22 protein-coding genes and 1 pseudogene are annotated in these 23920 nt (G+C 71.2%); 12 read left to right on the top strand and 11 right to left on the bottom strand.

Features of this window, described 5'->3' with window-relative positions; translation table 11 throughout:
- Positions 1–137 precede the first annotated feature (137 nt).
- The 3 genes from AC4BEG_RS08595 (at position 138) to recX (ending at position 3172) form a co-directional block, all read left to right on the top strand.
- Positions 138–1289: an AI-2E family transporter gene (locus tag AC4BEG_RS08595; RefSeq protein ID WP_490707027.1), complete on the top strand. Its 1152-nt coding sequence runs from the start codon at positions 138–140 to the stop codon at positions 1287–1289.
- Positions 1290–1426: 137 nt separating this feature from the next.
- The gene (gene recA, locus AC4BEG_RS08590; protein WP_490705307.1) at positions 1427–2557 is read left to right on the top strand and encodes a recombinase RecA; all 1131 of its coding nucleotides are present in this window, start codon (positions 1427–1429) and stop codon (positions 2555–2557) included.
- A gap of 3 nt (positions 2558–2560) precedes the next feature.
- Positions 2561–3172: a recombination regulator RecX gene (gene recX, locus AC4BEG_RS08585; protein WP_490705306.1), complete on the top strand. Its 612-nt coding sequence runs from the start codon at positions 2561–2563 to the stop codon at positions 3170–3172.
- Positions 3173–3294: 122 nt separating this feature from the next.
- On the opposite strand, the pseudogene AC4BEG_RS08580 reads toward recX, so the two are convergent.
- From AC4BEG_RS08580 to AC4BEG_RS08545, 8 genes and pseudogenes are all read right to left on the bottom strand, one after another.
- Positions 3295–3693 (bottom strand): annotated as a pseudogene (locus AC4BEG_RS08580) (rhodanese-like domain-containing protein); the annotation flags it as partial.
- Positions 3694–3696: 3 nt separating this feature from the next.
- Positions 3697–4281: a cupin domain-containing protein gene (locus AC4BEG_RS08575; protein ID WP_490705305.1), complete on the bottom strand. Its 585-nt coding sequence runs from the start codon at positions 4279–4281 to the stop codon at positions 3697–3699.
- Positions 4282–4341: 60 nt separating this feature from the next.
- Positions 4342–4431 (bottom strand): putative leader peptide, encoded by a 90-nt coding sequence (locus AC4BEG_RS08570; protein ID WP_309471148.1) that lies wholly within the window; start codon positions 4429–4431, stop codon positions 4342–4344.
- A 123-nt stretch (positions 4432–4554) separates the two neighbouring features.
- Positions 4555–6279 carry an FAD-dependent monooxygenase gene (locus tag AC4BEG_RS08565; protein ID WP_490705304.1) on the bottom strand — a complete coding sequence of 575 codons (1725 nt, stop codon included), beginning with the start codon at positions 6277–6279 and terminating at the stop codon, positions 4555–4557.
- Between the two features lie 171 nt (positions 6280–6450).
- Complete coding sequence (locus AC4BEG_RS08560; protein WP_490705303.1) at positions 6451–7380, bottom strand: amino acid ABC transporter permease; 930 nt, start codon at positions 7378–7380, stop codon at positions 6451–6453.
- Positions 7377–8024, bottom strand: coding sequence for an amino acid ABC transporter permease (locus tag AC4BEG_RS08555; RefSeq protein WP_490705302.1), 648 nt, complete (start codon positions 8022–8024; stop codon positions 7377–7379). The genes AC4BEG_RS08560 and AC4BEG_RS08555 overlap by 4 nt, the downstream gene beginning before the upstream one ends.
- Positions 8025–8110: 86 nt before the next feature.
- Positions 8111–9019, bottom strand: coding sequence for a glutamate ABC transporter substrate-binding protein (locus AC4BEG_RS08550; RefSeq protein ID WP_490705301.1), 909 nt, complete (start codon positions 9017–9019; stop codon positions 8111–8113).
- Positions 9020–9130: 111 nt separating this feature from the next.
- Positions 9131–9907 (bottom strand): amino acid ABC transporter ATP-binding protein, encoded by a 777-nt coding sequence (locus AC4BEG_RS08545; protein WP_490705300.1) that lies wholly within the window; start codon positions 9905–9907, stop codon positions 9131–9133.
- Between the two features lie 326 nt (positions 9908–10233).
- Here AC4BEG_RS08545 and AC4BEG_RS08540 point away from each other — a divergent pair, with 326 nt between their 5' ends.
- Both AC4BEG_RS08540 and AC4BEG_RS08535 read left to right on the top strand, forming a co-directional pair.
- Positions 10234–10944, top strand: a complete 711-nt coding sequence (locus AC4BEG_RS08540) for a response regulator transcription factor (RefSeq protein ID WP_490705299.1) — start codon at positions 10234–10236, stop codon at positions 10942–10944.
- Between the two features lie 19 nt (positions 10945–10963).
- On the top strand, positions 10964–12391 hold the full coding sequence (locus tag AC4BEG_RS08535) for a sensor histidine kinase (protein WP_490705298.1): 1428 nt from the start codon (positions 10964–10966) through the stop codon (positions 12389–12391).
- Between the two features lie 95 nt (positions 12392–12486).
- Here the strand turns inward: AC4BEG_RS08535 and AC4BEG_RS08530 are convergent, their stop codons facing one another.
- Complete coding sequence (locus AC4BEG_RS08530; protein WP_490705297.1) at positions 12487–13476, bottom strand: TAXI family TRAP transporter solute-binding subunit; 990 nt, start codon at positions 13474–13476, stop codon at positions 12487–12489.
- 78 nt (positions 13477–13554) lie between these two features.
- On the opposite strand from AC4BEG_RS08530, the gene miaB reads away from it, so the two are divergent.
- Together miaB and AC4BEG_RS08520 are read left to right on the top strand one after the other, a co-directional pair.
- Positions 13555–15045, top strand: coding sequence for a tRNA (N6-isopentenyl adenosine(37)-C2)-methylthiotransferase MiaB (gene miaB / locus AC4BEG_RS08525; protein ID WP_490705296.1), 1491 nt, complete (start codon positions 13555–13557; stop codon positions 15043–15045).
- Between the two features lie 167 nt (positions 15046–15212).
- Positions 15213–15974, top strand: a complete 762-nt coding sequence (locus AC4BEG_RS08520; RefSeq protein WP_490705295.1) for a class III extradiol dioxygenase subunit B-like domain-containing protein — start codon at positions 15213–15215, stop codon at positions 15972–15974.
- A 106-nt stretch (positions 15975–16080) separates the two neighbouring features.
- On the opposite strand, the gene AC4BEG_RS08515 is transcribed toward AC4BEG_RS08520, so the two are convergent.
- Both AC4BEG_RS08515 and AC4BEG_RS08510 read right to left on the bottom strand, forming a co-directional pair.
- Positions 16081–16359 (bottom strand): antitoxin, encoded by a 279-nt coding sequence (locus AC4BEG_RS08515; RefSeq protein WP_490705294.1) that lies wholly within the window; start codon positions 16357–16359, stop codon positions 16081–16083.
- Between the two features lie 24 nt (positions 16360–16383).
- Positions 16384–16545 carry a hypothetical protein gene (locus AC4BEG_RS08510; protein WP_490705293.1) on the bottom strand — a complete coding sequence of 54 codons (162 nt, stop codon included), beginning with the start codon at positions 16543–16545 and terminating at the stop codon, positions 16384–16386.
- Between the two features lie 277 nt (positions 16546–16822).
- Between AC4BEG_RS08510 and miaA the strand changes: the two genes are divergently transcribed.
- From miaA to AC4BEG_RS08485, 5 genes are all read left to right on the top strand, one after another.
- Positions 16823–17761 (top strand): tRNA (adenosine(37)-N6)-dimethylallyltransferase MiaA, encoded by a 939-nt coding sequence (miaA, locus tag AC4BEG_RS08505; RefSeq protein WP_490705292.1) that lies wholly within the window; start codon positions 16823–16825, stop codon positions 17759–17761.
- A 109-nt stretch (positions 17762–17870) separates the two neighbouring features.
- The gene (locus AC4BEG_RS08500; RefSeq protein ID WP_490707026.1) at positions 17871–18350 is read left to right on the top strand and encodes a hypothetical protein; all 480 of its coding nucleotides are present in this window, start codon (positions 17871–17873) and stop codon (positions 18348–18350) included.
- 334 nt (positions 18351–18684) lie between these two features.
- The gene (gene dapF, locus AC4BEG_RS08495) at positions 18685–19608 is read left to right on the top strand and encodes a diaminopimelate epimerase (protein WP_490705291.1); all 924 of its coding nucleotides are present in this window, start codon (positions 18685–18687) and stop codon (positions 19606–19608) included.
- A gap of 136 nt (positions 19609–19744) precedes the next feature.
- Complete coding sequence (locus tag AC4BEG_RS08490) at positions 19745–21928, top strand: RelA/SpoT family protein (protein WP_490705290.1); 2184 nt, start codon at positions 19745–19747, stop codon at positions 21926–21928.
- A gap of 268 nt (positions 21929–22196) precedes the next feature.
- A complete protein-coding gene (locus AC4BEG_RS08485; RefSeq protein WP_490705289.1) occupies positions 22197–23864 on the top strand; it encodes a M1 family metallopeptidase in 1668 nt (555 codons plus the stop codon).
- The last annotated feature ends 56 nt before the right edge of the window (positions 23865–23920 follow it).

Raw genomic sequence — 23920 nt, 5'->3', positions numbered from 1 at the left:
GTCCGGGCCAATGAGGGGGTGGCCGGATTTTCGCGGCGAATGTACGCCACACTTGCCCAGTGGCCCCGACCGAAGAGACCCTCCCGTCCGGCGCCGACGGCAACGCCGACGGCGCTGCCGCCGCCGCTCCGGCCGTCGTGAACCCCGAGCAGCCGTCCACGGCGGAGTCCGCGCGTATGCCGCGCTGGCTGCCCCGCGCGATGGTGCTGGCGCTTGCGCTGGTGGCCTGTTACCGCCTTGCCAGCTGGGCCTTCGACCAGCTGACCGGGCTGCTGCTGAACATCGTGATCGCCTTCTTCCTGGCACTGGCGATCGAGCCGGCCGTGGACCGGATGTCCGCGCGCGGAATGCGCCGCGGGCTGGCCACCGCGCTGGTCTTCCTCGGCATCCTCATCTCCGTGGCGGGCTTCTTCACCTTGCTCGGCTCGATGCTCGCCGACCAGATCGTGACCATGGTCGAGGATTTCCCGAAGTACCTCGACCAGGTGGTCAGCTGGGTCAACGACACTTTCCACACCGATCTGTCACGGCTGGAGATCCAGGACAGCCTGCTCCACTCCGACTGGCTCCAGAGCTATGTGAAGAACAGCGCCGACAATGTGCTGGACGTCTCGACGCAGGTGCTCGGCGGGCTGTTCAAGGTCCTCACGGTGACCCTGTTCGCCTTCTACTTCGCCGCCGACGGCCCGCGGCTGCGCCGCGCCCTGTGCTCCGTGCTGCCCCCGGCCCGCCAGACCGAGGTACTGCGCGCGTGGGAGATCGCGGTCGCCAAGACCGGCGGCTACATCTACTCGCGCGGGGTGATGGCGCTGATCTCCGGCGTCGCCCACTACGTCCTGCTGGAAACCCTGGCCGTGCCCTACGCTCCGGCGCTCGCGGTGTGGGTCGGTCTGATCTCCCAGTTCATCCCGACCATCGGCACGTACCTGGCGGGTGCCCTGCCGATGCTGATCGCGTTCACCGTCGCCCCCTGGTACGCGGTCTGGGTGCTGGGCTTCGTCGTGATCTACCAGCAGTTCGAGAACTACCTGCTCCAGCCGCGGATCACCGCGAGGACGGTCGACATCCACCCGGCCGTCTCGTTCGGATCGGTCATAGCGGGTACGGCGCTGCTCGGCGCGGTGGGCGCGCTGATCGCGATTCCGGCGACCGCGACGCTCCAGGCGTTCCTCGGCGCGTACATCAAACGCTATGACGTGACGGACGATCCGCGGGTGCACGGGCGCGCGCGGCGGCGCGGTGGCTCGGCGCTGGCGCGGATGCGCCACGCGCTGTCGCGGCGTGGTTGACACAAAAATCGAACATCCATTCTCATGGAATCCCGGCCCGGTTATCCACAGGCCGAGGACGTCCGGGCCGCTTGTCAGTGGCAGGCGCTAGCGTCATGGACGTGAAGCGATCGACTCAAGCAAACCGGGTGGAGCCCATGGCAGGAACCGACCGCGAGAAGGCGCTCGACGCCGCGCTCGCACAGATTGAACGGCAATTCGGCAAGGGCGCCGTGATGCGCATGGGCGAGCGGCCGAACGAGCCCATCGAGGTCATCCCCACCGGGTCGACCGCTCTCGACGTCGCCCTCGGCGTCGGCGGCCTGCCGCGCGGCCGGGTGGTGGAGGTCTACGGCCCGGAGTCCTCCGGTAAGACGACGCTGACCCTCCACGCGGTGGCCAACGCCCAGCGGGCGGGCGGCACCGTCGCCTTCGTGGACGCCGAGCACGCGCTCGACCCGGAGTACGCGCAGAAGCTGGGCGTGGACACCGACTCGCTGATCCTCTCCCAGCCGGACAACGGCGAGCAGGCGCTCGAGATCACCGACATGCTGATCCGCTCCGGCGCCCTCGACCTCATCGTCATCGACTCCGTGGCCGCCCTGGTGCCGCGCGCGGAGATCGAGGGTGAGATGGGCGACTCCCATGTCGGCCTCCAGGCCCGGCTGATGAGCCAGGCGCTGCGGAAGATCACCGGTGCCCTGAACCAGTCCAAGACCACCGCGATCTTCATCAACCAGCTCCGTGAGAAGGTCGGCGTCATGTTCGGCTCTCCGGAGACCACCACCGGTGGCCGGGCGCTGAAGTTCTACGCCTCGGTGCGGCTGGACATCCGCCGGATCGAGACTCTCAAGGACGGCACCGACGCGGTGGGCAACCGCACCCGCGTCAAGGTCGTGAAGAACAAGGTCGCGCCGCCCTTCAAGCAGGCCGAGTTCGACATCCTCTATGGCCAGGGCATCAGCCGTGAGGGCGGCCTGATCGACATGGGCGTCGAGCACGGCTTCATCCGCAAGTCCGGGGCCTGGTACACCTACGAGGGCGACCAGCTGGGGCAGGGCAAGGAGAACGCCCGCAACTTCCTCAAGGACAACCCCGATCTGGCCAACGAGATCGAGAAGAAGATCAAGGAAAAGCTCGGCATCGGCGTCAAGCCCGAGACCGCGGGCGAGCCCGGCGCGGACGCGGCGGGCGGCGCGGAGCCGGTTGCCGCACCGGTGAAGGCCGCGCCCGCCTCGGCGGCCAAGTCCGGGGCCAAGGCGGCGAAGACCGCCGCGGCCAAGAGCTGATCCATGACCCGGCGGACCGCATGGCCGCAGGACTCGGGCGGTCCGGAGCGACCGGCCCGTCCGGACGGCGGTGCCCCCTCCCCGTCGAGGGCCGGGCAGGGGCCGCCGCTCAGTCCCGAGGAGCAGGCGCGGGCGATCTGTCTGCGCCTGCTCACCGGGACCCCGCGCACCCGTCAGCAGCTCGCGGACGCGCTGCGGACCCGGGGCATCCCGGACGAGGCGGCACAGGAGGTGCTGTCCCGCTTCGAGGACGTCGGACTGATCGACGACGCCGCGTTCGCCGCCGCCTGGGTGGAGTCCCGGCACCACAGCCGGGGGCTCGCCCGTCGCGCGCTCGCTCGCGAGCTACGCACCAAGGGCGTTGACTCCGCCTTGATCGAGGATGCCGTGGGGCAGCTCGACGCCGATCAGGAGGAGCGCACCGCCCGCGAGCTGATCGAGCGCAAGCTGCGGGCCACCCGCGGCCTGGACCGGGAGAAGCGGCTCCGCCGTCTCGCCGGAATGCTGGCCCGCAAGGGCTATTCCGAGGGGCTGGCGCTGCGGGTGGTGCGCCGCGCCCTGGAGGAGGAGGGGGAGGACCCGGAGCTGCTGGAGTACTACGCCCCGGACGTCTGAGCGCCCGGGGAAGCCGTGCCCCGAGGTATGTGTCCCTGAGGTCCGGCCCCGAGGCTCGTGTTCCCGAGGCCGTGCCCCTGGGGTCCGTACCCGCGCGGTGTCAGGGGGGAGGCGGGTGGCTCCACGGGCAGCCCCGCCGCGCGCCATGCCTGGAAGCCGCCCACCAGGTCGGTCGCCCGCACCAGCCCCAACTGCCGCAGGGAGACGGCCGCGAAGCTGGAAGCGTAGCCCTCATTGCAGACCACCACGACCGGTAGATCGTGGTGGGCGGCCTCCGGCAGCCGGTGGTCGCACTGCGGGTCGAGCCGCCACTCCAGCTCGTTCCGCTCGACGATCAGCGCCCCCGGGATGGTGCCGTCGCGCTCCCGCAGTGCCGCGTACCGGATGTCCACCAGCAGCCCGCCCGCGGCGCGGACGGCCGCCGCCTCGGCGGGCCCGAGCCGGTCAAGTCCCGCCCGGGCCTCGGCCAGCAGCTCGTCGACGCTCCGTTGAGTCCGTTGTGTCCGTTGTGCGGTGCCCATCGCCTAACCCCACTCCTCCGGCTGTTCGACCTGTTCCAGTCGCAGCACCTGACCGGTGCGGCTGTAACGCCGCATCAGCGGCAGCGGCGGGTAGTAGGCGTGCACCGAGACCGCGTGCCGGGTGGTGGACGTGTTGAGCACCTCATGGACATGATGCGGGCCGAAGGCCCGGCCCCGTCCGGCGGGCAGCGGTCGCTCGCGGTCCACGTCATCGGCGAGTTCGAGGGTCTTCCAGCCCTCCGTGGGCAGCCGCGCCGCGAGGGACTGTTCGATGAGCTCACCGGCGGCGGTGACCAGCGCGCCGTGCGAGCCGCCGTGGTCGTGCCAGCCGGTGCCGGTGCCCGGGGGCCAGCCGATCAGCCATGCCTCACTGCCGCCCGGCCCCTCGAGCCGCAACCAGGTGCGGTCCTCCGGGTCCAGGGGGAGCGAGGCGACCAGTTCGGCGTCGGCGGCCGTGCGACGGGCGAAGTCCAGGAGGTCGGCCGCGGTGGGCGGGGCCGCCGGGCCGGGTTCCTCGACCGGGCGCGTCGGGGCGACGGGCGAGACGGAGGAAGCCGCAGAAGGTGAGGGAATGCGTACATCGTGCACAGGAGCCGTCCTGAGTGATCGCGAAAGGAGCACGGCCGGGCCGCGCGGGAGACATGCGGATCAACAGGACGGACGACACACACAGCCCGCGTAGCGGACCAGGTCCAGATGGACCCTCCGCCAGAAGCGAGGCAAGCAGGTGTCAGTCACGCTCCGCAGTGAAGCATGCGCCGGAAGGAGAGGTCAACCGCGCCGACCGGCGACGCCGGATATCACCTTCCGGGCACTCCGGCTGACCGGCGCCGTCGGCGTCCGGTCCCGACCACCCCCGCGCTACCGGCGTGCGGCCGCCTCCGCGTCCCGGGGCCTCTCGCCCTGTGCCATCGCCCCGCCCCGCAGCGCGTCCGCGTACGCGTACAGCTCGGCGGGCCGGACCCCGGACAGGGCGGCGGCGAGATGACCGTCCGGCCGGACCAGCAGCACCGTATGGGCCGGGGCCCCCGGGTACTCCTCGGCGACCAGCAGCTCCGTCCGCATCGGCAGCGTGGAGACCGCGGCCGCCAGCCGCGGCATCAGCCCGGCCCGCATCCAGTGGCGGCGGTCCCATACTCCGGTCCCGGGAGCGACCAGCACCACCAGCAGCTCACGGCCCAGCCGTTCCCGCAGGGTCACGACCGAGCCGTCCGGAGCCGTCACCGGGACATCGTCGACCGGCGCCCCGAGTGCCGTGCCCACCGTGACCGCGCCCGCGGGCGGCGCCGCGGGTGCCAGCGGTGAACGGCTGTAGACCGGCGGGGCGCCCAGCGGCCCGCCGCCGAGGTGCCCGTCGGTGAGCAGCGCGTCATGGCCGCGCTCCCCGCCCGGCAGCACACTGCGCCGTACCGCACGCCAGCCGCCCCACGCCCGCACCTGCGGCAGTGCCTGGTCGGTGGTGCGCAGCCGGGTGCCGACCGCCCCGCGTCGCTCCGTCTGATAGCTGTCGAGGAGGGCGTCCGAGGCGCCGTGGTGCCAGACGAGCGAAAGCTTCCAGGCGAGGTTGCCGACGTCCCGCAGTCCCTCCTCCAGCCCCTGGGTACCGAGTGCGCCGAGCAGATGGGCCGCATCTCCCGCCAGGAAGGCCCGGCCTACGCGCCAGCGACGGGCGAGCCGGTGGTGCACGGTGTGCACACCGGTGTCCAGAAGCTCATAGGGGAGCGCGGAGTCCCCGCACCACCCCGCGAGGGTGTCGCGCACCCGGACCAGCAACGCGTCGGGGGTGACGAGGTCCCGGCCGGGCGGAAGCAGCCAGTCGACACGCCACAGGCCGCGCGGCAGCGGACGCGCGGTCACCTCCGCGTCGATGCTGCGCCACGGGGGCGAACGGTGCAGCAGGGCCTCACCGGGCCAGGGGAGTTCGGCACGCAGCACGGCGACCGCGTGCCGCTCCACCGCCGTACGCCCCGGGAAGCGCACCCCGAGGGCCTTGCGGACGGTGGACCGGGGCCCGTCGCAGCCGACCAGATAGCTGCCCCGCCACCAGGTGGCCTGGGCGCCGCGGGTGCGCACACTGACCCCGTGGGCGTCCTGTTCCAGGGCCTCGACCCGGGTGCCGCTGACGATGCGGACGAGGTCCTCGTCGCCGATGGCGGCCAGCGCGCCGCGCAGCGCCCGGGTGAGCTCGTGCTGCGGCAGATGCACGGGAGAGAGCGTGGCGGCGGCCCCGTCGTCCGGGAAACCGCCGTCCCGTCCGTCACTGTCACCGTCGCGGGCGCCGGGCAGGCCGCCCGTACCGCGCCCGGAGCCGAAGAGGGCACCCGGGGCCAGGGGAAGCTCCCGGACCAGCTGTCGCCGCCGCATGGTGCGCCAGCCGGTCCACGGCGCGGTACGGACCGCGGCTCGGCAGCCCAGCCGCTCCAGCAGGGCCGCGGTGTCCTGGCGCAGGACGACGGTGCGGGCGAGGCGGTTCTCGTCGGCGCCCACGGACTCGTCGAAGAGCACGACGGGCACGTCGTGACGGGCGAGGGCGAGGGCCAGGGTGAGTCCGACCGGGCCCGCCCCGGCGATGATCACCGGGTCCACGGCACGGTTCCTGTGGCCCTGCGGGTCGTACGTGACGTACGGAAACTGGCAGTTGAAGCCCGGTGAGCGATCACAGAAAGCATGCAACCGACTGCGAGTGCCCGCGTCAAGCGACGAAGGGCGGTGGCGCACGCGCCACCGCCCTTGGCGGACCCCGGATGTGCCCGGTCGTCAGTCCGTCTTGCCGCCCGGGGCGTCCGTCGTGGTGAGGTCCGCGGCGGCGTCACCGGCAGCCAGCGGCTGGGCGGCTTCCGCGACCTGGATTCCGGTCTTGGTGCGCCGGCCGCGCCGCTCGATCCAGGTGGCCAGAGCAGAGAGTGCCATACACATCGCGATGTAGATGACACCGCCGACGACGATCATCGGGAAGTACGGGTTCTCGTCGTTGACGACGATGTTCCCGCCCATCTGCATCAGGTTGTAGAGCAGTTCCTCGTACGTGATGATGAAGCCGAGCGAGGTGTCCTTCAGGGTGACCACCAGCTGGCTGATGATGGTCGGCAGCATCGCCCGGACGGCCTGCGGGACCAGAACCGTTGTCATGACCTGGGTCTTGCTCATACCAAGGGCGTAGGCCGCCTCACGCTGCCCCTTGGGCACGGAGTTGATGCCCGCCCGCAGCACCTCGGCCTGCACTGTGCCGTTGTAGACGGTGAGGCCGATGACCAGGGCCCAGAATTCCGGTGCGCTGCCGGTGAGTCCCAGCTCCGACTTGTAGGTGAGCAGAAGCACCCACAGGGCGTAGATGGTGATCAGCAGCGGCACGGCCCGGAAAAGCTCGATGAAGCCGGTCGCGAGCCACCGGACCGGCTTGTGGTCCGAGAGCCTGCCGACCGCGAGCAGGGCACCGAGAAGCAGCGACAGCACCGCCGCCACCGCGAACACCTTGAGGGTGGTCACTACACCGTCGCGAATGTTGGTGCGCACACCCGCGTTGTTGAAGATGTTCCACATCTCCGGCTCGAACTGGCCCTTGGAGTTCAGACGCAGTACGGCGAAGACGACGAGGCCGAGGACGGCCAGCACACCGACGACCGAGAAGATCCGGTTACGGATCCGGGCCTTGGGGCCGGGGGCGTCGTACAGGACGCTCGAGCTCATCGGGCCACCTCCAGGCGGCGCTCCAGCAGTCGGAAGACACCGCTGATGGTGAAGGTGATGACCAGGTAGGCCAGGGCGATCCACAGGAAGATCCAGCCGATCGCGTAGCCCTTGTCGCTCAGCAGCTTCGAAACGCTGAACAACTCACTGACGCTGAACGCGCCCGCGATGGCCGAGTTCTTGGTGAGAGCGATGAAAATGCTGCTCAAGGGGGGAATCACGGTTCGGGTGGCCTGTGGCAGGACGATCATCCGCAGGGTCTGGGAAAAGGACATCCCCAGGCTGCGGGCGGCCTCCGCCTGGCCGAGCGGCACGGTGTTGATACCGGACCGCACGGCCTCGCAGACGAAGGACGACGTGTAGCAGCCCAGCGCTCCCATCGCGAGGACGAACGGGCTCGTCCCCGGAAAGAAGATCTGGGGGATCACGAAGAATGCGATCAGGAACAGCAGGGTCAGCGGCGTGTTGCGCAGCAGGGTGACCCATGCCGTGCCGAAGGCGCGCAACGGCGGTATGGGGGACACCCTAAAGCCGGCTATGAGAATGCCCAGGACAAGAGCGAGCACCGCGCTGGCCGCCGTGATGGCCAGGGTTCCCAGGAACCCTTCACGGAACTCGGGCAAGTGATCGAGGAGTACGTTCATCGATTCTCCGCGGTAGCGGTCAGGTCAGCGGCGTGCGGAGCGCACCGGCTTCGAGGGCGAACGGGAATCCTGCTTGACGCGCTGACTCAGTAGCGCGGCAGGGGGGTCTTCGGCGCGACGTAGGACGAGCCGGACTTGCCGAGCGTGCCGTCGTACGCCTTCTTGTAGTCGCCGTTCTTGATGTGCTTCTCGAGCGCGTCGGTGATCGCGTCGCGGAGCGCCTTGTCGTTCTTGTCCATGCCGACGCCGTAGGGCTCCTTGGTGAACGGCTTGCCGACCACCTTGAGCTTGCTGGGCCGCTGGGCCGCGTAGCCCTTGAGGATCGCGTCATCGGTGGTGACCGCGTCGACCTGGCCGTCGAGGAGCTGCTTGACGCAGAGCGAGTACTTGCCCAGCTCGGTGGTCTTGGCGCCGTACTTCGACTTCTTGATCTCCTGGAGCGGAGTGGAGCCGACGATCGAGCAGACCTTCTTGCCCTTGACGGCGTCCGGACCGGTGATGCCCTTCTCGTCCTTGCGGACCAGGAGGTCGGCGCCGGCCTCGTAGTACGGGCCCGCGAAGCCGACCTGCTTCTTTCGCTCGTCGTTGATGGTGTAGGTGCCGACGTAGTAGTCGACCTGGCCCTTGGAGATCGAGGTCTCACGGACGTTGGAGTCGACCGTCTTGAACTCGATCTGCTTCTCGGAGAAGCCGAGGTCGGCGGCGACCATCTTGGCGATCTCGATGTCGAAACCGGTGCGCTTGCCCGCGGTGTCCACGAAGCCGAGGTAGGGCTGGTCGGCCTTGGCGCCGATGATCAGCTTGCCGCGCTTCTGCGCCTTCTTCAGGGTCGGCGAGTCCAGCTTCACGTTCTTGGCGACCTTGTAGGTGCCGGTCTTGACGTCGCCGCCCTTCGGCTTGTCACCGGCGGTGCCGGAATCTCCGCCACAGGCGGTCGCCGTCACTGCCAGCGCGAGTACCACCGTGGCCGCCGCGGCCGTCTTACGCATGCTCATGGTGCCCATCCCTCTTGGTTCAGTACGTCGTCTCGGACGTCGTGTCAGTACGTCGTCTCAATTGCGACATCGCGGAATACGGGTCGGCGGCCTGGGGGAGCCACCGGGTGATCAGTGGTGAAGGATCTTCGACAGGAAGTCCTTCGCCCGGTCGCTCCGGGGGTTGTTGAAGAACTGCTCCGGCTCGGCCTCTTCGACGATGCGCCCGTCGGCCATGAAGACCACCCGGTTCGCCGCGGAGCGCGCGAAGCCCATCTCGTGGGTGACGACGACCATCGTCATCCCGTCCCTGGCGAGTTGCTGCATGACCTCCAGCACCTCGTTGATCATCTCCGGGTCGAGCGCCGAGGTGGGCTCGTCGAAGAGCATCACCTTCGGGTCCATGGCCAGCGCGCGGGCGATCGCCACACGCTGCTGCTGGCCGCCGGAGAGCTGGGCGGGGTACTTGTCGGCCTGCGTGCCCACACCCACCCGGTCGAGCAGCTTGCGGGCCTTGTCCTCGGCGGCCTTCTTGTCCGTCTTGCGGACCTTGAGCTGCCCCAGCATCACGTTCTCGAGCACCGTCTTGTGCGCGAAGAGGTTGAAGGACTGGAAGACCATGCCCACATCGGCGCGCAGCCGAGCGAGCTCCTTGCCCTCCTGGGGCAGCGGCTTGCCGTCGATCGTGATGGATCCGGCGTCGATCGTCTCCAGCCGGTTGATCGTCCGGCACAGCGTGGACTTACCGGACCCGGAGGGTCCGATCACCACGACCACTTCGCCCCGGGCGATGGTCAGGTCGATGTCCTGGAGTACATGCAGCGCGCCGAAGTGCTTGTTGACTCCTGACAGCGCGACCAACGCGTCCGTCGCCGGTGTGGCGTCCTTGGTCACCGATACTTCGCTCATCGGCGTCTCGCTCCGTCCTCCTCGGTTGGGAGGACATTAATGAGCTGTCTCGACCAGCGTCATTACATCTGAGCGGAAATTGAGGATAACGATATGGCCGCAACCGGATACTCTCTGTGAAGGGGTTGCGGTCTTGTCGTACCGGCTACATAACGGAAACCACTGTGTGACCGAAAGCGTCTTGACGACCGGGCGTCGATCGGCGTGGATGCCCTGTGGCCATGTTCGTGGTCCGGGGGTACGGGGCGCCAGCCCCTCCATGAATTTTTGTGATTCCTTGAGTGACGAAGTGATGAATCGACCGATGAAGGTGGTGCGGGGATCCGGTGAGACTGCTGCTCGTCGAGGACGACAACCATGTCGCCGCGGCCCTGTCCGCAGTGCTGTCCCGGCACGGCTTCGACGTCACCCACGCGCGCAGCGGTGAGGAGGCGCTCCAGGCGCTGCTGCCCGACTCCGGCGCACCCTTCGGCGTTGTCCTCCTCGATCTCGGCCTGCCGGACCAGGACGGCTTCGAGGTGTGCGGCCGGATCCGCAAGCGCACCACCACTCCCGTGATCATGGTGACCGCGCGGGCGGATGTGCGCTCGCGCATCCACGGCCTCAACCTCGGCGCCGACGACTATGTGGTGAAGCCCTACGACACCATGGAGCTGCTGGCCCGTATCCACGCCGTCAGCCGCCGCACCGCCCAGCCGGATCCCGCGGTCCCCGTCGAGGAGCCCGCGGGCGGCCCCCAGCCACCGCTGCGGCTCGGCCCCGTGTCCATCGAACTGCCCACCCGCCAGGTGATGGTGGACGGGGCCTCCGTCTCGCTCACCCGCAAGGAGTTCGACCTGCTGGCGCTGCTCGCCCAGCGCCCCGGGGTGGTCTTCCGCCGGGAGCAGATCATCAGCCAGGTGTGGCGCACCAGTTGGGAGGGGACGGGGCGCACCCTGGAGGTGCACATCGCCTCCCTCCGCTCCAAGCTGCGGATGCCCGCGCTGATAGAGACGGTCCGCGGGGTGGGCTACCGCCTCGTCGTCCCGGCCTCCTGAACGGCACGGGGAACCCTGGGTGCGCACTCGACTTCTTCCGCTGCTCATCGTCCTCATGGCGGGCGTGCTGCTCGCGCTGGGCTTCCCACTGGCCGGAAGCCTGGCCGCGCGCGAACAGCAGCGGGTGGTCGTCGACCGGATCGACGACACCGCGCGGTTCGCAGCACTGGCCCAGTTCGTCACCGCCGGGCCCTCGGACGCGGCCACCCCCGACGGGGACGAGCGCCGGGAGACCCTGCGCTCCGAACTCAGGCGCTACTACGACCTGTACGGCATCAAGGCCGGTGTCTTCTACCGTGACCGCGCCGCCCCTCCCATGGCCGAGGCGCCCGAGGGCTGGCGGCTGCCCCGCACCGGCGACGGCGCCGAGGCGTTCGAGGAGGCCCTCGCCGGGCGCCGCAGCCACGATCCGCACCAGGTGTTGCCCTGGCAGCGGGGGAGGCTCACCGTGGCGTCCCCCGTCGTCCGGGACGGGGACGTGGTGGCCGTCGTCGTCACCGACTCGCCCACCGGGCAGATGCGGTCGCGCATCCTGCACGGCTGGCTGCTGATCGGCGCGGGCGAGGCCGCCGCGATGCTGCTGGCAGTGGGTGCGGCTTTCCGGCTCACCGGCTGGGTGCTGCGGCCGGTGCGCGTCCTGGACACGGCCACCCACGACATCGCGACCGGGCGGATGCAGTCACGGGTCGCGGCCGCCTCCGGTCCGCCCGAGCTGCGCCGACTCGCCCGTTCGTTCAACGAGATGGCGGACAACGTCGAGGAAGTCCTCGAGCAGCAGCGGGCGTTCGTCGCCGACGCCTCCCACCAGCTGCGCAATCCGCTGTCCGCGCTGCTGCTGCGGATCGAGCTGCTGGCGCTGGAACTGCCCTCCGGGCACGAGGAGATCGCCTCGGTGCGCACCGAGGGCAAGCGGCTGGCCAGCGTCCTCGACGACCTCCTGGACCTGGCCCTGGCCGAGCACTCCGCCGCGGACCTCCGGGTCACCGACATCGCCGAACTGGCGGCAGACCGGGTCGGCGCCTGGCTTCCGGTCGCCGAGCGGGAGGAGGTCGGCCTCGCGTACACCGGCCCCGCGGCGGTCACCGGCTGGGCCGACCCGGTGGCTCTGTCCAGCGCGCTGGACGCCGTGGTGGACAACGCCCTGAAGTTCACGCCCGAGGGGTCCCATGTGGAGGTCTCGGCGCGCACGGAGGGCGACACCGTCACCGTCACCGTTGCCGACGGCGGCCCCGGGCTGACCGAGGACGAACTGGCCCGGATCGGCGACCGCTTCTGGCGCAGCAGCCGCCATCAGAACGTCTCGGGCTCGGGCCTGGGCCTGTCCATCACCCGCGCCCTGCTGGCCGCGGGCGGGGCCACGATCGCCTACGCCCCCAATGAACCGCGCGGGCTGCGCGTCACCATCACCGTTCCGCGCACCGAGCCCCAGGGCCCGGCCGGGCACTGACCGGGGACGGGTGCGAACCACGGATGGACGACGGGCTACGGCGTGGCCGACGGGCCACGGCGTGACCGATACGGGGCCACGGCCTGACCCAGGGACTACGGCTTGACCGAGCGGTAGTAGCGCGCCGCGCCCCGGTGCAGGGCGAGCGGATCGGTGAAGACGGCCGTCCGCAGGTCCACCTTCTGGGCGGCGTGCACCCGCGCCCCGATGCGGTCCCGGTTCTCTATCACCGTGCGGGTGATGCCCTCGGCCAGATCGGGGTCGACCCGGTCCGTGGTGACCAGGAGATTCGGTACCGCGATCGTCTTGACCGGCTCCGGCCGTCGTATGTCCGCGTACGCGTCGGCGGGCACGGTCGCCGCCCGGTAGTAGCGCGTCACCCCGCCCTGCCGGTGCAGCCGGGTGGTGAGGTCGCCGAGCTGGACCAGCCGGATCGGATACGCGCGGGCCAGGGTGCGCACCGCGGTGGTCGGCAGTCCGCCCGACCAGAAGAAGGCGTCCAGCTTCCCCTGCCGCAGCAGCTTCGGCATCGTGTCGATACCGGCCCGGACCGCCGTGATGTCCTTGTCGAAGTCGACCCCGGCGGCCTTCAGCAGCGCCCGGGTGATCAGCTGGACGCCCGAGCCGTCGCCGCCCACGCCGACCCTCAGATGCCGCAGGTCCCGCGCGGAGCGCACCTTCGAGCCGCGGGGCACGACCAGCTGCATGTAATCGTCGTAGAGCCGCGCGCACGCCCGCAGCCGGCCTGCGCCCTTGCCGTGGTAGGCGGCGACGGCGTCGGTGGCGGCGATGGCGAAGGTGGCCCTGCCTGTCGCCAGCCGCTCGACGTTGTCGGGGGAGCCATGGGACTGCATCAGATCGACGTCCACGTCCGGCAGGTCCCGGGCCAGGTCCTGTTTGAGCATCTGGCCATAGGTGTCGTATACCCCGGTGGAGACCCCGGTCGCGAAGGTGACCCGTCCGCCGGGCGAGGTCCCGCCGCCGACCGGCAGCAGCCACCACAGCAGCAGCGCGAGGACGACCAGGCCCGCGCCGGCGGACTGCACGGCGCGGCGCCGGTCGAGACGCGGAAGGGTGACGGCCATGACCGCGATCCTGCCAGGCTTGCTCCCGGGAAGGGAGGGGCGGGGGAGGCGGGTGACCCCGTACCCTGGTCGATTGAGATGAGTGCGAAGACTTACGAGGTGCGCACCTACGGGTGCCAGATGAACGTCCACGACTCCGAGCGGCTCTCCGGCCTCCTGGAGGGCGCGGGCTATGTGCGCGCGCCCGAGGGCACCGGTGAGGGCGAGGCCGACATCGTCGTCTTCAACACCTGCGCGGTGCGGGAGAACGCCGACAACCGGCTCTACGGCAACCTTGGCCGACTGGCGCCGGTCAAGGCGCGGCGGCCGGGCATGCAGATCGCCGTCGGGGGGTGTCTGGCCCAGAAGGACCGCGACACCATTGTGAAGAAGGCGCCCTGGGTGGACGTCGTCTTCGGTACGCACAACATCGGCAGCCTGCCGGTCCTCCTGGAGCGCGCCCGCGTCCAGGAGGAGGCGCAGGTCGAGATCGCCGAGTCGCTGGAGGCCTTCCCCTCCACGCTGCCGACGCGGCGGGAGTCCGCGTACGCCGCGTGGGTCTCCATCTCCGTCGGCTGCAACAACACCTGCACCTTCTGCATCGTCCCGGCGCTGCGCGGCAAGGAGAAGGACCGTCGGCCCGGCGACATCCTCGCCGAGGTCGAGGCGCTGGTCGCCGAGGGCGTCACCGAGATCACCCTGCTCGGCCAGAACGTGAACGCGTACGGGTCGGACATCGGCGACCGCGAGGCGTTCAGCAAGCTGCTGCGGGCCTGCGGCAAGGTCGATGGCCTGGAGCGGGTCCGGTTCACCTCCCCGCACCCCCGGGACTTCACGGACGACGTCATCACCGCCATGGCGGAGACGGAGAACGTGATGCCCCAGCTGCACATGCCGCTCCAGTCCGGCTCGGACACCGTGCTGAAGGCGATGCGCCGCTCCTACCGGCAGGAGCGCTACCTCGGCATCATCGAGAAGGTGCGCGCCGCGCTGCCGCACGCCGCCATCTCGACCGACATCATCGTCGGCTTCCCCGGGGAGACGGACGAGGACTTCGAGCAGACGCTGCACGTGGTGCGCGAGGCGCGGTTCGCGCAGGCGTTCACCTTCCAGTACTCCAAGCGGCCCGGGACCCCGGCCGCCGAGATGGACGGACAGGTGCCCAAGGCCGTCGTCCAGGAGCGCTACGAGCGGCTGGTCGCCCTCCAGGAGGAGATCTCCTGGGAGGAGAACAAGAAGCAGGTCGGCCGGACGCTGGAGGTGCTGGTCGCGGAGGGCGAGGGCCGTAAGGACGACGCCACCCGGCGGCTGTCCGGCCGCGCCCCCGACAACCGCCTGGTCCACTTCGCCCGGCCCGAGGAGCCGGTGCGCCCCGGTGATGTCGTCACGGTCGACATCACCTACGCCGCACCGCACCATCTGCTCGCCGAGGGCCCGGCCCGCGGTGTGCGGCGCACCCGCGCGGGCGACGCCTGGGAGCGGCGGAACGCCGCGGAGCAGAAGAAGCCCGCGGGCGTCATGCTCGGGCTGCCGACCGTCGGCGCCCCGGCACCGGCTCCCGCACCGGCCGCGGGCTGCGGCTGCGACTGACGCGGCTGACGTGGGCTGACTGGGCCTGACGGGGGCCGGCGCGACGGGTACGGACCGAACGGAGGTCCTGGAGGCCGTGACCGGCAACTACTGCTACCGGTTCCGGGTCGCCGAGCTGCCGTGGGACTCGGCGCCTCGGCCCGAACCCGCCGGATAGGCTGCCGATCATGCTGATCGCCGCCGCCGTCTGCCCGTGCCCGCCGCTCCTGGTGCCCGAGGTCGCCGCCGGGGCCGCTCCCGAGCTGGACCCGGTGCGCTCGGCGTGCGCCGAGGCCATCGGGGTGGTCGCGGCGGCACGGCCGGAGCGGCTGATCGTGGTCGGTCCCGCCGACCCGGCCGGCCGGGGGACCTATTCGCAGGGGGCGGGCGGATCGTTCCGCGGCTTCGGTGTGGATCTCCATGTGCGACTGGGCGGACCGGTCGCGGACGCGGGGGGTTCCACCCTCGCCACGGACGGGGCGGGCCCGGCCCCCGCCGGGGAGCGGATGCTGCCGCCGTCCCTCGCGGTCGGCGCCTGGCTGCTGGAGCACGCGGGGTGGGGCGATACCGCGCCGGTCGAGGGGCTGGGTGTGGGGGAACCTCTCACCGCCGAGCGGTGTAAAGAAGTCGGAAGGGAGCTCGCAGCGGGGCCGGATCGGGTAGCGCTGCTGGTGGTGGCCGACGGCAGCGCGTGCCGGACGCTGAAGGCCCCGGGCTATCTCGATGAGCGGGCCGCGGCGTTCGACGCCGCGGTGGCGCGGGCGCTGGGGTCGGCCGACACGGTGGCCCTCGCCGCGCTGGACGAGGAGTTGGCGCGGGAGCTCAAGGCAGCTGGTCGCGCGCCGCTCCAGGTGCTCGCGGGGGCGAGTGAGGGGGCGGCGCTGAAGGGGGAGTTGAGGTATGACGAGGCGCCGTACGGCGTGGGGTATTTCGTGGCCGACTGGTCCTAGGACCGGCCCTGAGGCCGGCCCCGTGCTATGCGCGAGACCGCGCGGGCGCGGCCGCGAGGCGGGGTGCTCCGCGGCCGCGCACCGGCGGGGACTGGACGGGCGAGGATCAGGTTCCTTCGCCGCCGGGGGCCTTGCCCTCGCCCTGGTCGTCGCTTCTGCCCTTTTCCTTGGGCTCGTCCATGTGGGAGAGGCGGTTGAGGGCACCCTTCGCCTTGCCCGTGCCAGTTTCGATCTTGCCGGTGTACTTGCCCTTGGTCTTGGAGTCGACCGTCTTGGCGGCCTTGTCCAGCCCCCGCTCGATCTTCGCCTCGTGCTGCTGCGCGAAGCTGCCGGCCTTGCCCTTCATAAGACCGGCCTTGGCCTTGAGATTGTCCATCAGGCCCATGGGCCACCTTCCCTCGTCGAATGGCTAGGTGCGGGCGCTCTCACCGGCGTCGCTGTCGGCCGACTCCTCGGCCGACAGCTGCTTGGGGATGCCGGCACCTTCGCTCGCCACGGTCTCCTCCTCGCTCCGCACCGCCTCCGCCGTGTCCTGGGCGGCAGCGGTCCCGGACGCAGGCTCCGCCGTCACGGGGTCGGCCGCCGTAGTCTTCTCGGCTGGCGACTCCTCGGACGAACGCCCCGCCTCCTTCGACGCACGACGAAACCTGGAAAACACGCCCATATCTACTCCATACCCTACTCGTGTGGGCGAAATCCCGTGCCGCTCGGAGCGTCCCATTGCGCCACCCGCGGAGACCGGTTTCCCCGATCCGGTCCTAGGAATCTCGCAACAGGCAACGAACCCGGCGGTATCCCGTCACGTCGCTCGTTCGAGGAACCCCACGGGGGTTTGGGAGACTGGTGCGGTGAATACAGCAGGCCACCCGCCGCGAGTCATCGCCGTCGTCGGTCCCACCGCGGCCGGAAAGTCCGATCTGGGCGTCGCCCTCGCCCGCCATCTCGACAGCGAGGTCGTCAATGCCGATTCCATGCAGCTCTACCGGGGCATGGACATCGGCACCGCCAAGCTGACGGAGGACGAGCGGCAGGGCGTGCCGCACCGGCTCCTGGACATCTGGGACGTCACCCAGGCGGCCAGCGTCGCCGAGTACCAGCGGCTGGCCCGTGCGGAGATGGACCGGCTGCTCGCCGAGGGCCGTACCCCCGTCCTGGTCGGCGGCTCCGGCCTGTACGTCCGCGGCGCCATCGACGCGCTCGACTTCCCGGGCACCGACCCCGCCGTCCGGGCCCGGCTCGAGGCCGAGCTGGCCGAGCACGGCCCGGGGGCCCTGCACACCCGGCTCGCGGCCGCCGACCCCGAGGCGGCGCGGGCGATCCTGCCGAGCAACGGCCGCCGGGTTGTGCGGGCGCTGGAGGTCATCGAGATCACCGGCCGCCCCTTCACCGCCAATCTGCCGGGCCACGAGGCCGTCTACGACACCCTCCAGATCGGTGTCGACGTCGAGCGGCCCGAGCTGGACGCGCGGATCGCGCTCCGGGTGGACCGGATGTGGGAGGCCGGGCTGGTGGACGAGGTCCGCCGGCTGGAGGGCATGGGGCTGCGGTCGGGCCGTACCGCCTCCCGGGCGCTCGGGTACCAGCAGGTGCTGGCCGCCCTCGCGGGGGAGTGCACCGAGGACGAGGCGCGGGCCGAGACGGTGCGTGCCACCAAGCGGTTCGCCCGTCGCCAGGACTCCTGGTTCCGCCGTGACCCGCGGGTGCACTGGCTCAGCGGTGCCGCCGAGCGGCGGGCGGAACTTCTGGCGAACGCCCTCGCGTTGGTTGAACGGGCGGTCACAGCCTGATCACGTGATGGCATCGGGACGCTCCGCTCGTCATTCGGCCCCCCGTGGGCATGCCATCATCAAGCTCCGATCGTGACTGTGGTGTCTGGAGTTGGGAGGGCGTGTGGCGATGGAGGCCGGCCCTCGCGACGCATCGCAGCAATCGCCGCACGGCGACCCGGAGCCACTGACCACGGACGGTCCCGACGGCGATGGGCCCATCCACGAGCCCGGCGCACCGGCCCTTGACGACCCCGGTGAGCCGTTCTCCGAGGAGTCCTTCAGCGAGCTGCGCCCGCCCCGCAGGCTGCGGGTCTGGCAGATCGCGCCCATCGTCGGCCTGGCCATCCTCGGCTCGCTCATGTTCGCCTTCCCGCTCGCCTTCGAGTTCGGCGACGGCGGGGCGGTGGTGGCCATGCTCGGCCTGCTGCTGAGCTGCTGCGCCGCGGGGTGGGGGCTGATGGCGGCCCGTCGGGTGGGCTACACCTGGCCCGGACTGCCGCCCCGGGGCTCAGGCCGCCGCCCCGACTGGCGCTTCGTCCTGCTTTACATCGGGATCGTGGTGCTGCTCGCGGCGCTCACCTTCTGGCGGGTGGCACGGCTCCGCTAGGTCCTGTCCTGTCGATCTTCGTGATCAGCCCGCGGCGTCTGGTGCCGTGGATCGCAAGGCGGAGGGTCATCCTTGTACTGGGCGTACTCGGAAGATCCCGACAGCGCGGCGAGGCGCGGGGCCAGGCGTGGCGGGCCCGCGAAGATCGGCAGGACAGGGCCTAGGTCCAGCGGCGTGGTCCCGCCCCTTGTGGATCCGTAGCGCCGTCCGCGCTGATCGTTTCGCGGCGGCGCCCGGCCGCTCGGTGGGCCCGGCCTTTCTGCCGGCTGAGCGTTCTGCGGCCGTCCGCCGGGCACCGGACGACGCCGTGCGGGGGGCACCGTAGGATCGAGGAATGAGCACCAGGCCCCGGCTGCCCTTCCTCAAGGGGCACGGCACCGAGAACGACTTTGTCATCGTCCCCGACCTGGACGGGCACCTCGATCTGTCCGCCGCCGCCGTCGCCCGGATCTGCGACCGCCGCGCCGGTGTCGGCGGCGACGGGCTGATCCGTGTCGTGCGGTCCTCGGCGCACCCCGAGGCGCGGGTGATGGCCGACCGGGCTGAGTGGTTCATGGACTACCGCAACAGCGACGGCAGCATCGCCGAGATGTGCGGCAACGGCGTGCGCGTCTTCGCCCGCTACCTCCAGCGGGCCGGGCTCGCCGAGGAGGGTGACCTCACGATCGCGACCCGGGCCGGGGCACGCCGGATCCACATCGCCAAGGCCGCCGATGGCACGGACGGGGCCGCGGTGGACGGCGAGGGCGCGATCACCGTCGAGATGGGCAAGGCGCTGCTGCCCGAGCCCGGCCCCGAAGGCGGCATCACCGTCTCGGTCGGCGAGCGCAACTGGCCCGCCCGCCATGTGAACATGGGCAATCCGCACGCCGTCGCGTTCGTCGACGACCTCGGCCACGCCGGGAACCTGTTCACCGCCCCCGGCGTGCGCCCCGCGGCGGCGTATCCGCACGGCACCAACGTGGAGTTCGTCGTGGACCGCGGCCCCCGCCATGTCGCGATGCGGGTGCATGAGCGCGGCTCCGGCGAGACTCGCTCCTGCGGCACCGGCGCCTGCGCCGTGATGGTGGCCGCCGCGCGCCGCGACGGGGCCGATCCCGCGGTCACCGGACGCCCCGTCAGCTACACCGTGGACGTACCCGGAGGGCGCCTTGTGATCAGCGAGCGGCCGGACGGTACGGTGGAGATGACCGGCCCTGCCGTGATCGTGGCCGAGGGGGAGTTCGACGCCGCCTGGCTGGACACGGCCCTCGGCTGACACCTCCCTCGAATGGGTGATCCGTTTCACTCTGGGCGAGAGCCGGTCGGCCGTGCGTGATGGGCTCGATAGCATCAAGCACCGGCCCCGGGGGAGTGCCCACGCCGGTTGACGCTCGACGCCGCCGGAGGTGCCCATGAGCGCAGAGGCCACCGACCATGCCGCTCTCGGCCGCAGGCGCGGCCTCCCCCGCATCGACCTGCGCAATCTCCGCAGGTTCAGCCGGGCAGCCCTGCTGGGGCCGACGGCCCGTGGCCGTCTGCCGGACGCGATCGAGCATGTGGCCAAGGTCCATCGCTCCTATCACCCCGGCGCGGATCTGGACGTTCTGCGCCAGGCGTATGTCCTCGCCGAGTCCTCCCACCGCGGCCAGATGCGCAAAAGCGGTGAGCCGTACATCACACATCCGCTGGCCGTCACGCTGATCCTGGCCGAACTGGGGGCCGAGACCACGACCTTGACGGCGTCTCTCCTCCACGACACGGTCGAGGACACCGAGGTGACCCTCGATCAGGTGGGTGAGCAGTTCGGCGAGGAGGTGCGCTATCTCGTCGACGGCGTCACCAAGTTGGAGAAGGTCGACTACGGGGCGGCGGCCGAGCCCGAGACCTTCCGCAAGATGCTCGTCGCCACCGGCAACGACGTCCGGGTGATGTCCATCAAACTCGCCGACCGGCTGCACAACATGCGCACCCTCGGCGTGATGCGCCCTGAGAAACAGGCCCGCATCGCGAAGGTCACCCGCGATGTGCTGATCCCCCTCGCCGAACGACTCGGCGTCCAGGCGCTCAAAACCGAGCTGGAGGACCTGGTTTTCGCCATCCTCCACCCCGAGGAGTACACCCGCACCCGCGAACTGCTTCAGACCCACGCCAACCGCCCCGACCCGCTGGCCCGCGCCGCCGAGGACGTACGGGGTGTGCTGCACGAGGCGGGCATCGCCGCCGAAGTCCTCGTCCGGCCACGGCACTTCGTCTCGGTCCACCGGGTCGGGCGCAAACGCGGCGAGCTGACCGGCGCCGACCTCGGGCGGCTGCTGGTACTCGTCGCCGAGGACGCGGACTGCTACGGGGTCCTCGGCGAGCTGCACACCTGTTTCACCCCGGTCATCTCGGAGTTCAAGGACTTCATCGCGGTCCCCAAGTTCAACCTGTACCAGTCGCTGCACACGGCCGTGGCCGGGCGCGGCGGCGATGTGGCCGAAATCCTCATCCGCACCCACCAGATGCACCGGGTGGCGGAGGCCGGGGTGATCGCCCTCGGCAACCCCTACGCCCCCAGCGAGACCGCCGACGCCCCCGAGGGCGAGCGGGCCGACCCCACCCGCCCCGGCTGGCTGTCCCGGCTGCTCGAATGGCAGAGCGCCACCCCCGATCCGGACATCTTCTGGACCTCGCTCCGCGACGACCTCGCCCAGGACCGGGAGATCACCGTCTTCCGGTCCGACGGCGGCACGCTCGGCCTGCCTGCCGGGGCCAGCTGTGTGGACGCGGCGTACGCCCAGTACGGCGAGGACGCCCACGCCTGTATCGGCGCCCGGGTCAACGGCCGGATCGCGACGCTCAGTACGGTGCTGCGCGACGGTGACACGCTCCAGCTGCTGATGGCTCCTGACGCCCAGGACGCGGCCTCCCACGGGCCGTCGCCGAAGTGGTTGGATCATGCCCGCACCCCGGCCGCGCGTATCGCCATCAACCGCTGGCTGGCCGCCCATCCGGCTCACCCCGAGCAGCAGACCCAGCAGCCCCGGGACCGGGGCGGGGAAGCGCAGACCGAAGACGGCCAGGACACGGCATCCCCGGCGGCCGGAGTGGCCGCCCCGGCGGGCGGCGCGGGACGCGGCGAGGCGGGCGTTGTTGTCGATCTGCCGGGTGCCACCGTGCGGCTCGCCCGCTGCTGCACCCCGGTGCCGCCGGACGCGGTCACCGGCTTCGCGGTGCGCGGCGGCGCCGTCACCGTCCACCGTGAGGGGTGCTCCGGTGTGGGGCGGATGATCGCGGCCGGGCGCACGGCGGTGGGGGTTCGCTGGGCGGACGAGGGCGACAGCGACGGGAGCGGCGACTACCGCGTCACCCTCTTCGCCGAGGCGTTCAGCCGGCCGCATCTGCTCGCCGATCTCACCGAGGCGATCGCCGCCGAGGGCGCCGAGGTGGTCGCCGCCGCCGTCGAGCCTCCGCGCGAGCAGCGGGTCCGGCACACCTACACGCTTCAGTTGCCCGACGCGGGCCGACTGTCGGCGCTGATGCGGGCGATGCGCAATGTCCCGGGGGTCTACGACGTCACGCGGGAGAGCCGGAGTATGGCGGGCGCACGTTCCTGAAACCGCGTTCCTGAAACCGCGTTCCTGAAACCGCGTTCCTGAAACCGCGTTCCTGGAACCGTGCTGAGACCGCGTTCCTGAGACCGTGCTCCTGCATCCATGCTCCGGAATCCGCGCTCCCACTGCTGAACCGTTCCGAGCCCGCGCCTTCGCCGTCCGGGCCCCGTTTCGCGGGCCGGACCGGGCTCCGTGGCTTTCCGCAACTCCTTCGGGTGGATCCGGGCCTGGCCGGACTGCGCCCGCACCGGGGCGCTGATAGCCGTAGGGCATGAGCCATTCCCCGGGGCGCCGCCCCTGGCCCCCGCCGCGTACCGGGCGGCACAGGGCCGCCCTCGCGGCCGTCTCCATGGCGGCCGCCCTGACCGCGGTCGGCCCGTCCTCCGCCGCGGGCCGGATCTCGGCGTCGGCCCGAGAGGGGACGCACACCGGGCCGCGGGCCCTGGGCATCGGCGACCCGCTGTACCCGAACCTCGGCAACCCCGGGTACGACGTCTCCGCGTACGACGTCGCCTTCGACTACCGGCGAGCCGACCGGCCGCTGGGCGCCGTCACCACGATCGCCGCCCGCGCCACCGCCCCGCTGCGCACTGTCAATCTCGACTTCGCCGACGGCAGCGTGCGCTCCGTACGGGTCAACGGCGTACCCGCGCGGTTCACTGCCGCAGACGAGGACCTGGTGATCACCCCGACCGCACGGATCGCGACGGGCGACAACTTCGAGATCACCGTCCGGCACACCAGCGATCCGCGCGACGCGGCGAACGGCGGCTGGATCCGCACCCGCGACGGGCTCGCCATGGCCAACCAGGCCGACGCCGCCCACCGGGTCTTCCCCTGCAATGACCATCCGTCCGACAAGGCCCGCTTCACCTTCCGGATCACCGCCCCGCGTGACCTCACGGTCGTGGCGGGCGGCCTGCCGCTGGAGCGGGAGCGCAAAGGGGCGCGCACCACCTGGGCGTACCGTCTTGCCCACCCCATGGCCACCGAGCTGGCCCAGGTCTCCATCGGGCGTTCCGCCGTATCGCGCCGTACCGGGCCGCACGGGCTGCCGGTGCGCGATGTTGTGCCCGCCGCGGACCGGAAGCGGCTGGAGCCCTGGCTGTCGCGCACTCCCGGCCAGCTGGCCTGGATGGAGAAGAAGATCGGGCCGTATCCCTTCGAGACCTACGGTCTGCTGATCGCGGGCGCCAGCACCGGCTTCGAGCTGGAGACACAGACGCTCTCCCTCTTCGAGCGCGGTCTGTTCACCGGCCAGGGCCTGCCCCGCTGGTATCTCGAGTCGATCATGGTGCATGAGCTGGCGCACCAGTGGTTCGGCGACAGCGTCGCCCCACAGCGCTGGTCGGACCTGTGGCTCAACGAAGGCCATGCCACCTGGTACGAGGCGCTCTACGCGGACGAACGGGGCAAGGCGAGCCTGGAGCGGCGGATGCGCGAGGCGTACCGGCAGTCCGACGGCTGGCGCGCCGCCGGAGGGCCGCCCGCCGCGCCCAAGCCCGCCGAACCCGGCCAGCAGATCGGCATCTTCCGCCCGATCGTGTACGACGGCAGCGCCCTGGTCCTGTACGCGCTGCGGCAGCACATCGGGCGGGAGGTGTTCGAACGGCTGGAGCGGCAGTGGGTGCTCCGCCACCGCGACGGCGTCGCCTCCACCACGGACTTCGTCCACCTCGCCTCGGAGGTGGCGGGCCGTGATCTGGCCGGGTTCCTGAACCCCTGGCTCTACGGGGCGAGGACGCCGCCGATGCCCGGTCATCCCACCTGGAAGTCCGCGCCGAAGGAGGACGCGGGGACGGACGCGAAGGCCGGGCGGAAGGTGCGGACAGAGCCGGGTACGCGGGCGGGCGCCGCAGACGGAGCCCGCGCGGGGGCGAAGCCCGGCCAGCTGTCCACGGGGCGCCACACCCCGCATCCGCCCGTGAAACCCGAGTGACGGCCCGGCCGCCGCGTGGGACCATCGAGGGGTCGGCGTCGCGGTCGGCCGCGGGA

It is taken from the genome of Streptomyces sp. JLBJ103 (assembly GCF_058215575.1).
Note: the sequence above shows the minus strand (reverse complement) of the source record. Positions and strands in the feature narration are given on the sequence as shown.

Coding starts and splice junctions, on each gene's coding strand:
- recA (WP_490705307.1), top strand. CDS start 1,427: ATGGCAGGAACCGACCGCGAGAAGGCGCTCGACGCCGCGCTCGCACAG.
- recX (WP_490705306.1), top strand. CDS start 2,561: ATGACCCGGCGGACCGCATGGCCGCAGGACTCGGGCGGTCCGGAGCGA.
- AC4BEG_RS08560 (WP_490705303.1), bottom strand. CDS start 7,380: ATGAGCTCGAGCGTCCTGTACGACGCCCCCGGCCCCAAGGCCCGGATC.
- AC4BEG_RS08555 (WP_490705302.1), bottom strand. CDS start 8,024: ATGAACGTACTCCTCGATCACTTGCCCGAGTTCCGTGAAGGGTTCCTG.
- AC4BEG_RS08550 (WP_490705301.1), bottom strand. CDS start 9,019: ATGAGCATGCGTAAGACGGCCGCGGCGGCCACGGTGGTACTCGCGCTG.
- AC4BEG_RS08545 (WP_490705300.1), bottom strand. CDS start 9,907: ATGAGCGAAGTATCGGTGACCAAGGACGCCACACCGGCGACGGACGCG.
- AC4BEG_RS08530 (WP_490705297.1), bottom strand. CDS start 13,476: ATGGCCGTCACCCTTCCGCGTCTCGACCGGCGCCGCGCCGTGCAGTCC.
- miaB (WP_490705296.1), top strand. CDS start 13,555: ATGAGTGCGAAGACTTACGAGGTGCGCACCTACGGGTGCCAGATGAAC.
- AC4BEG_RS08520 (WP_490705295.1), top strand. CDS start 15,213: ATGCTGATCGCCGCCGCCGTCTGCCCGTGCCCGCCGCTCCTGGTGCCC.
- AC4BEG_RS08515 (WP_490705294.1), bottom strand. CDS start 16,359: ATGGGCCTGATGGACAATCTCAAGGCCAAGGCCGGTCTTATGAAGGGC.
- AC4BEG_RS08500 (WP_490707026.1), top strand. CDS start 17,871: ATGGAGGCCGGCCCTCGCGACGCATCGCAGCAATCGCCGCACGGCGAC.
- dapF (WP_490705291.1), top strand. CDS start 18,685: ATGAGCACCAGGCCCCGGCTGCCCTTCCTCAAGGGGCACGGCACCGAG.
- AC4BEG_RS08490 (WP_490705290.1), top strand. CDS start 19,745: ATGAGCGCAGAGGCCACCGACCATGCCGCTCTCGGCCGCAGGCGCGGC.
- AC4BEG_RS08485 (WP_490705289.1), top strand. CDS start 22,197: ATGAGCCATTCCCCGGGGCGCCGCCCCTGGCCCCCGCCGCGTACCGGG.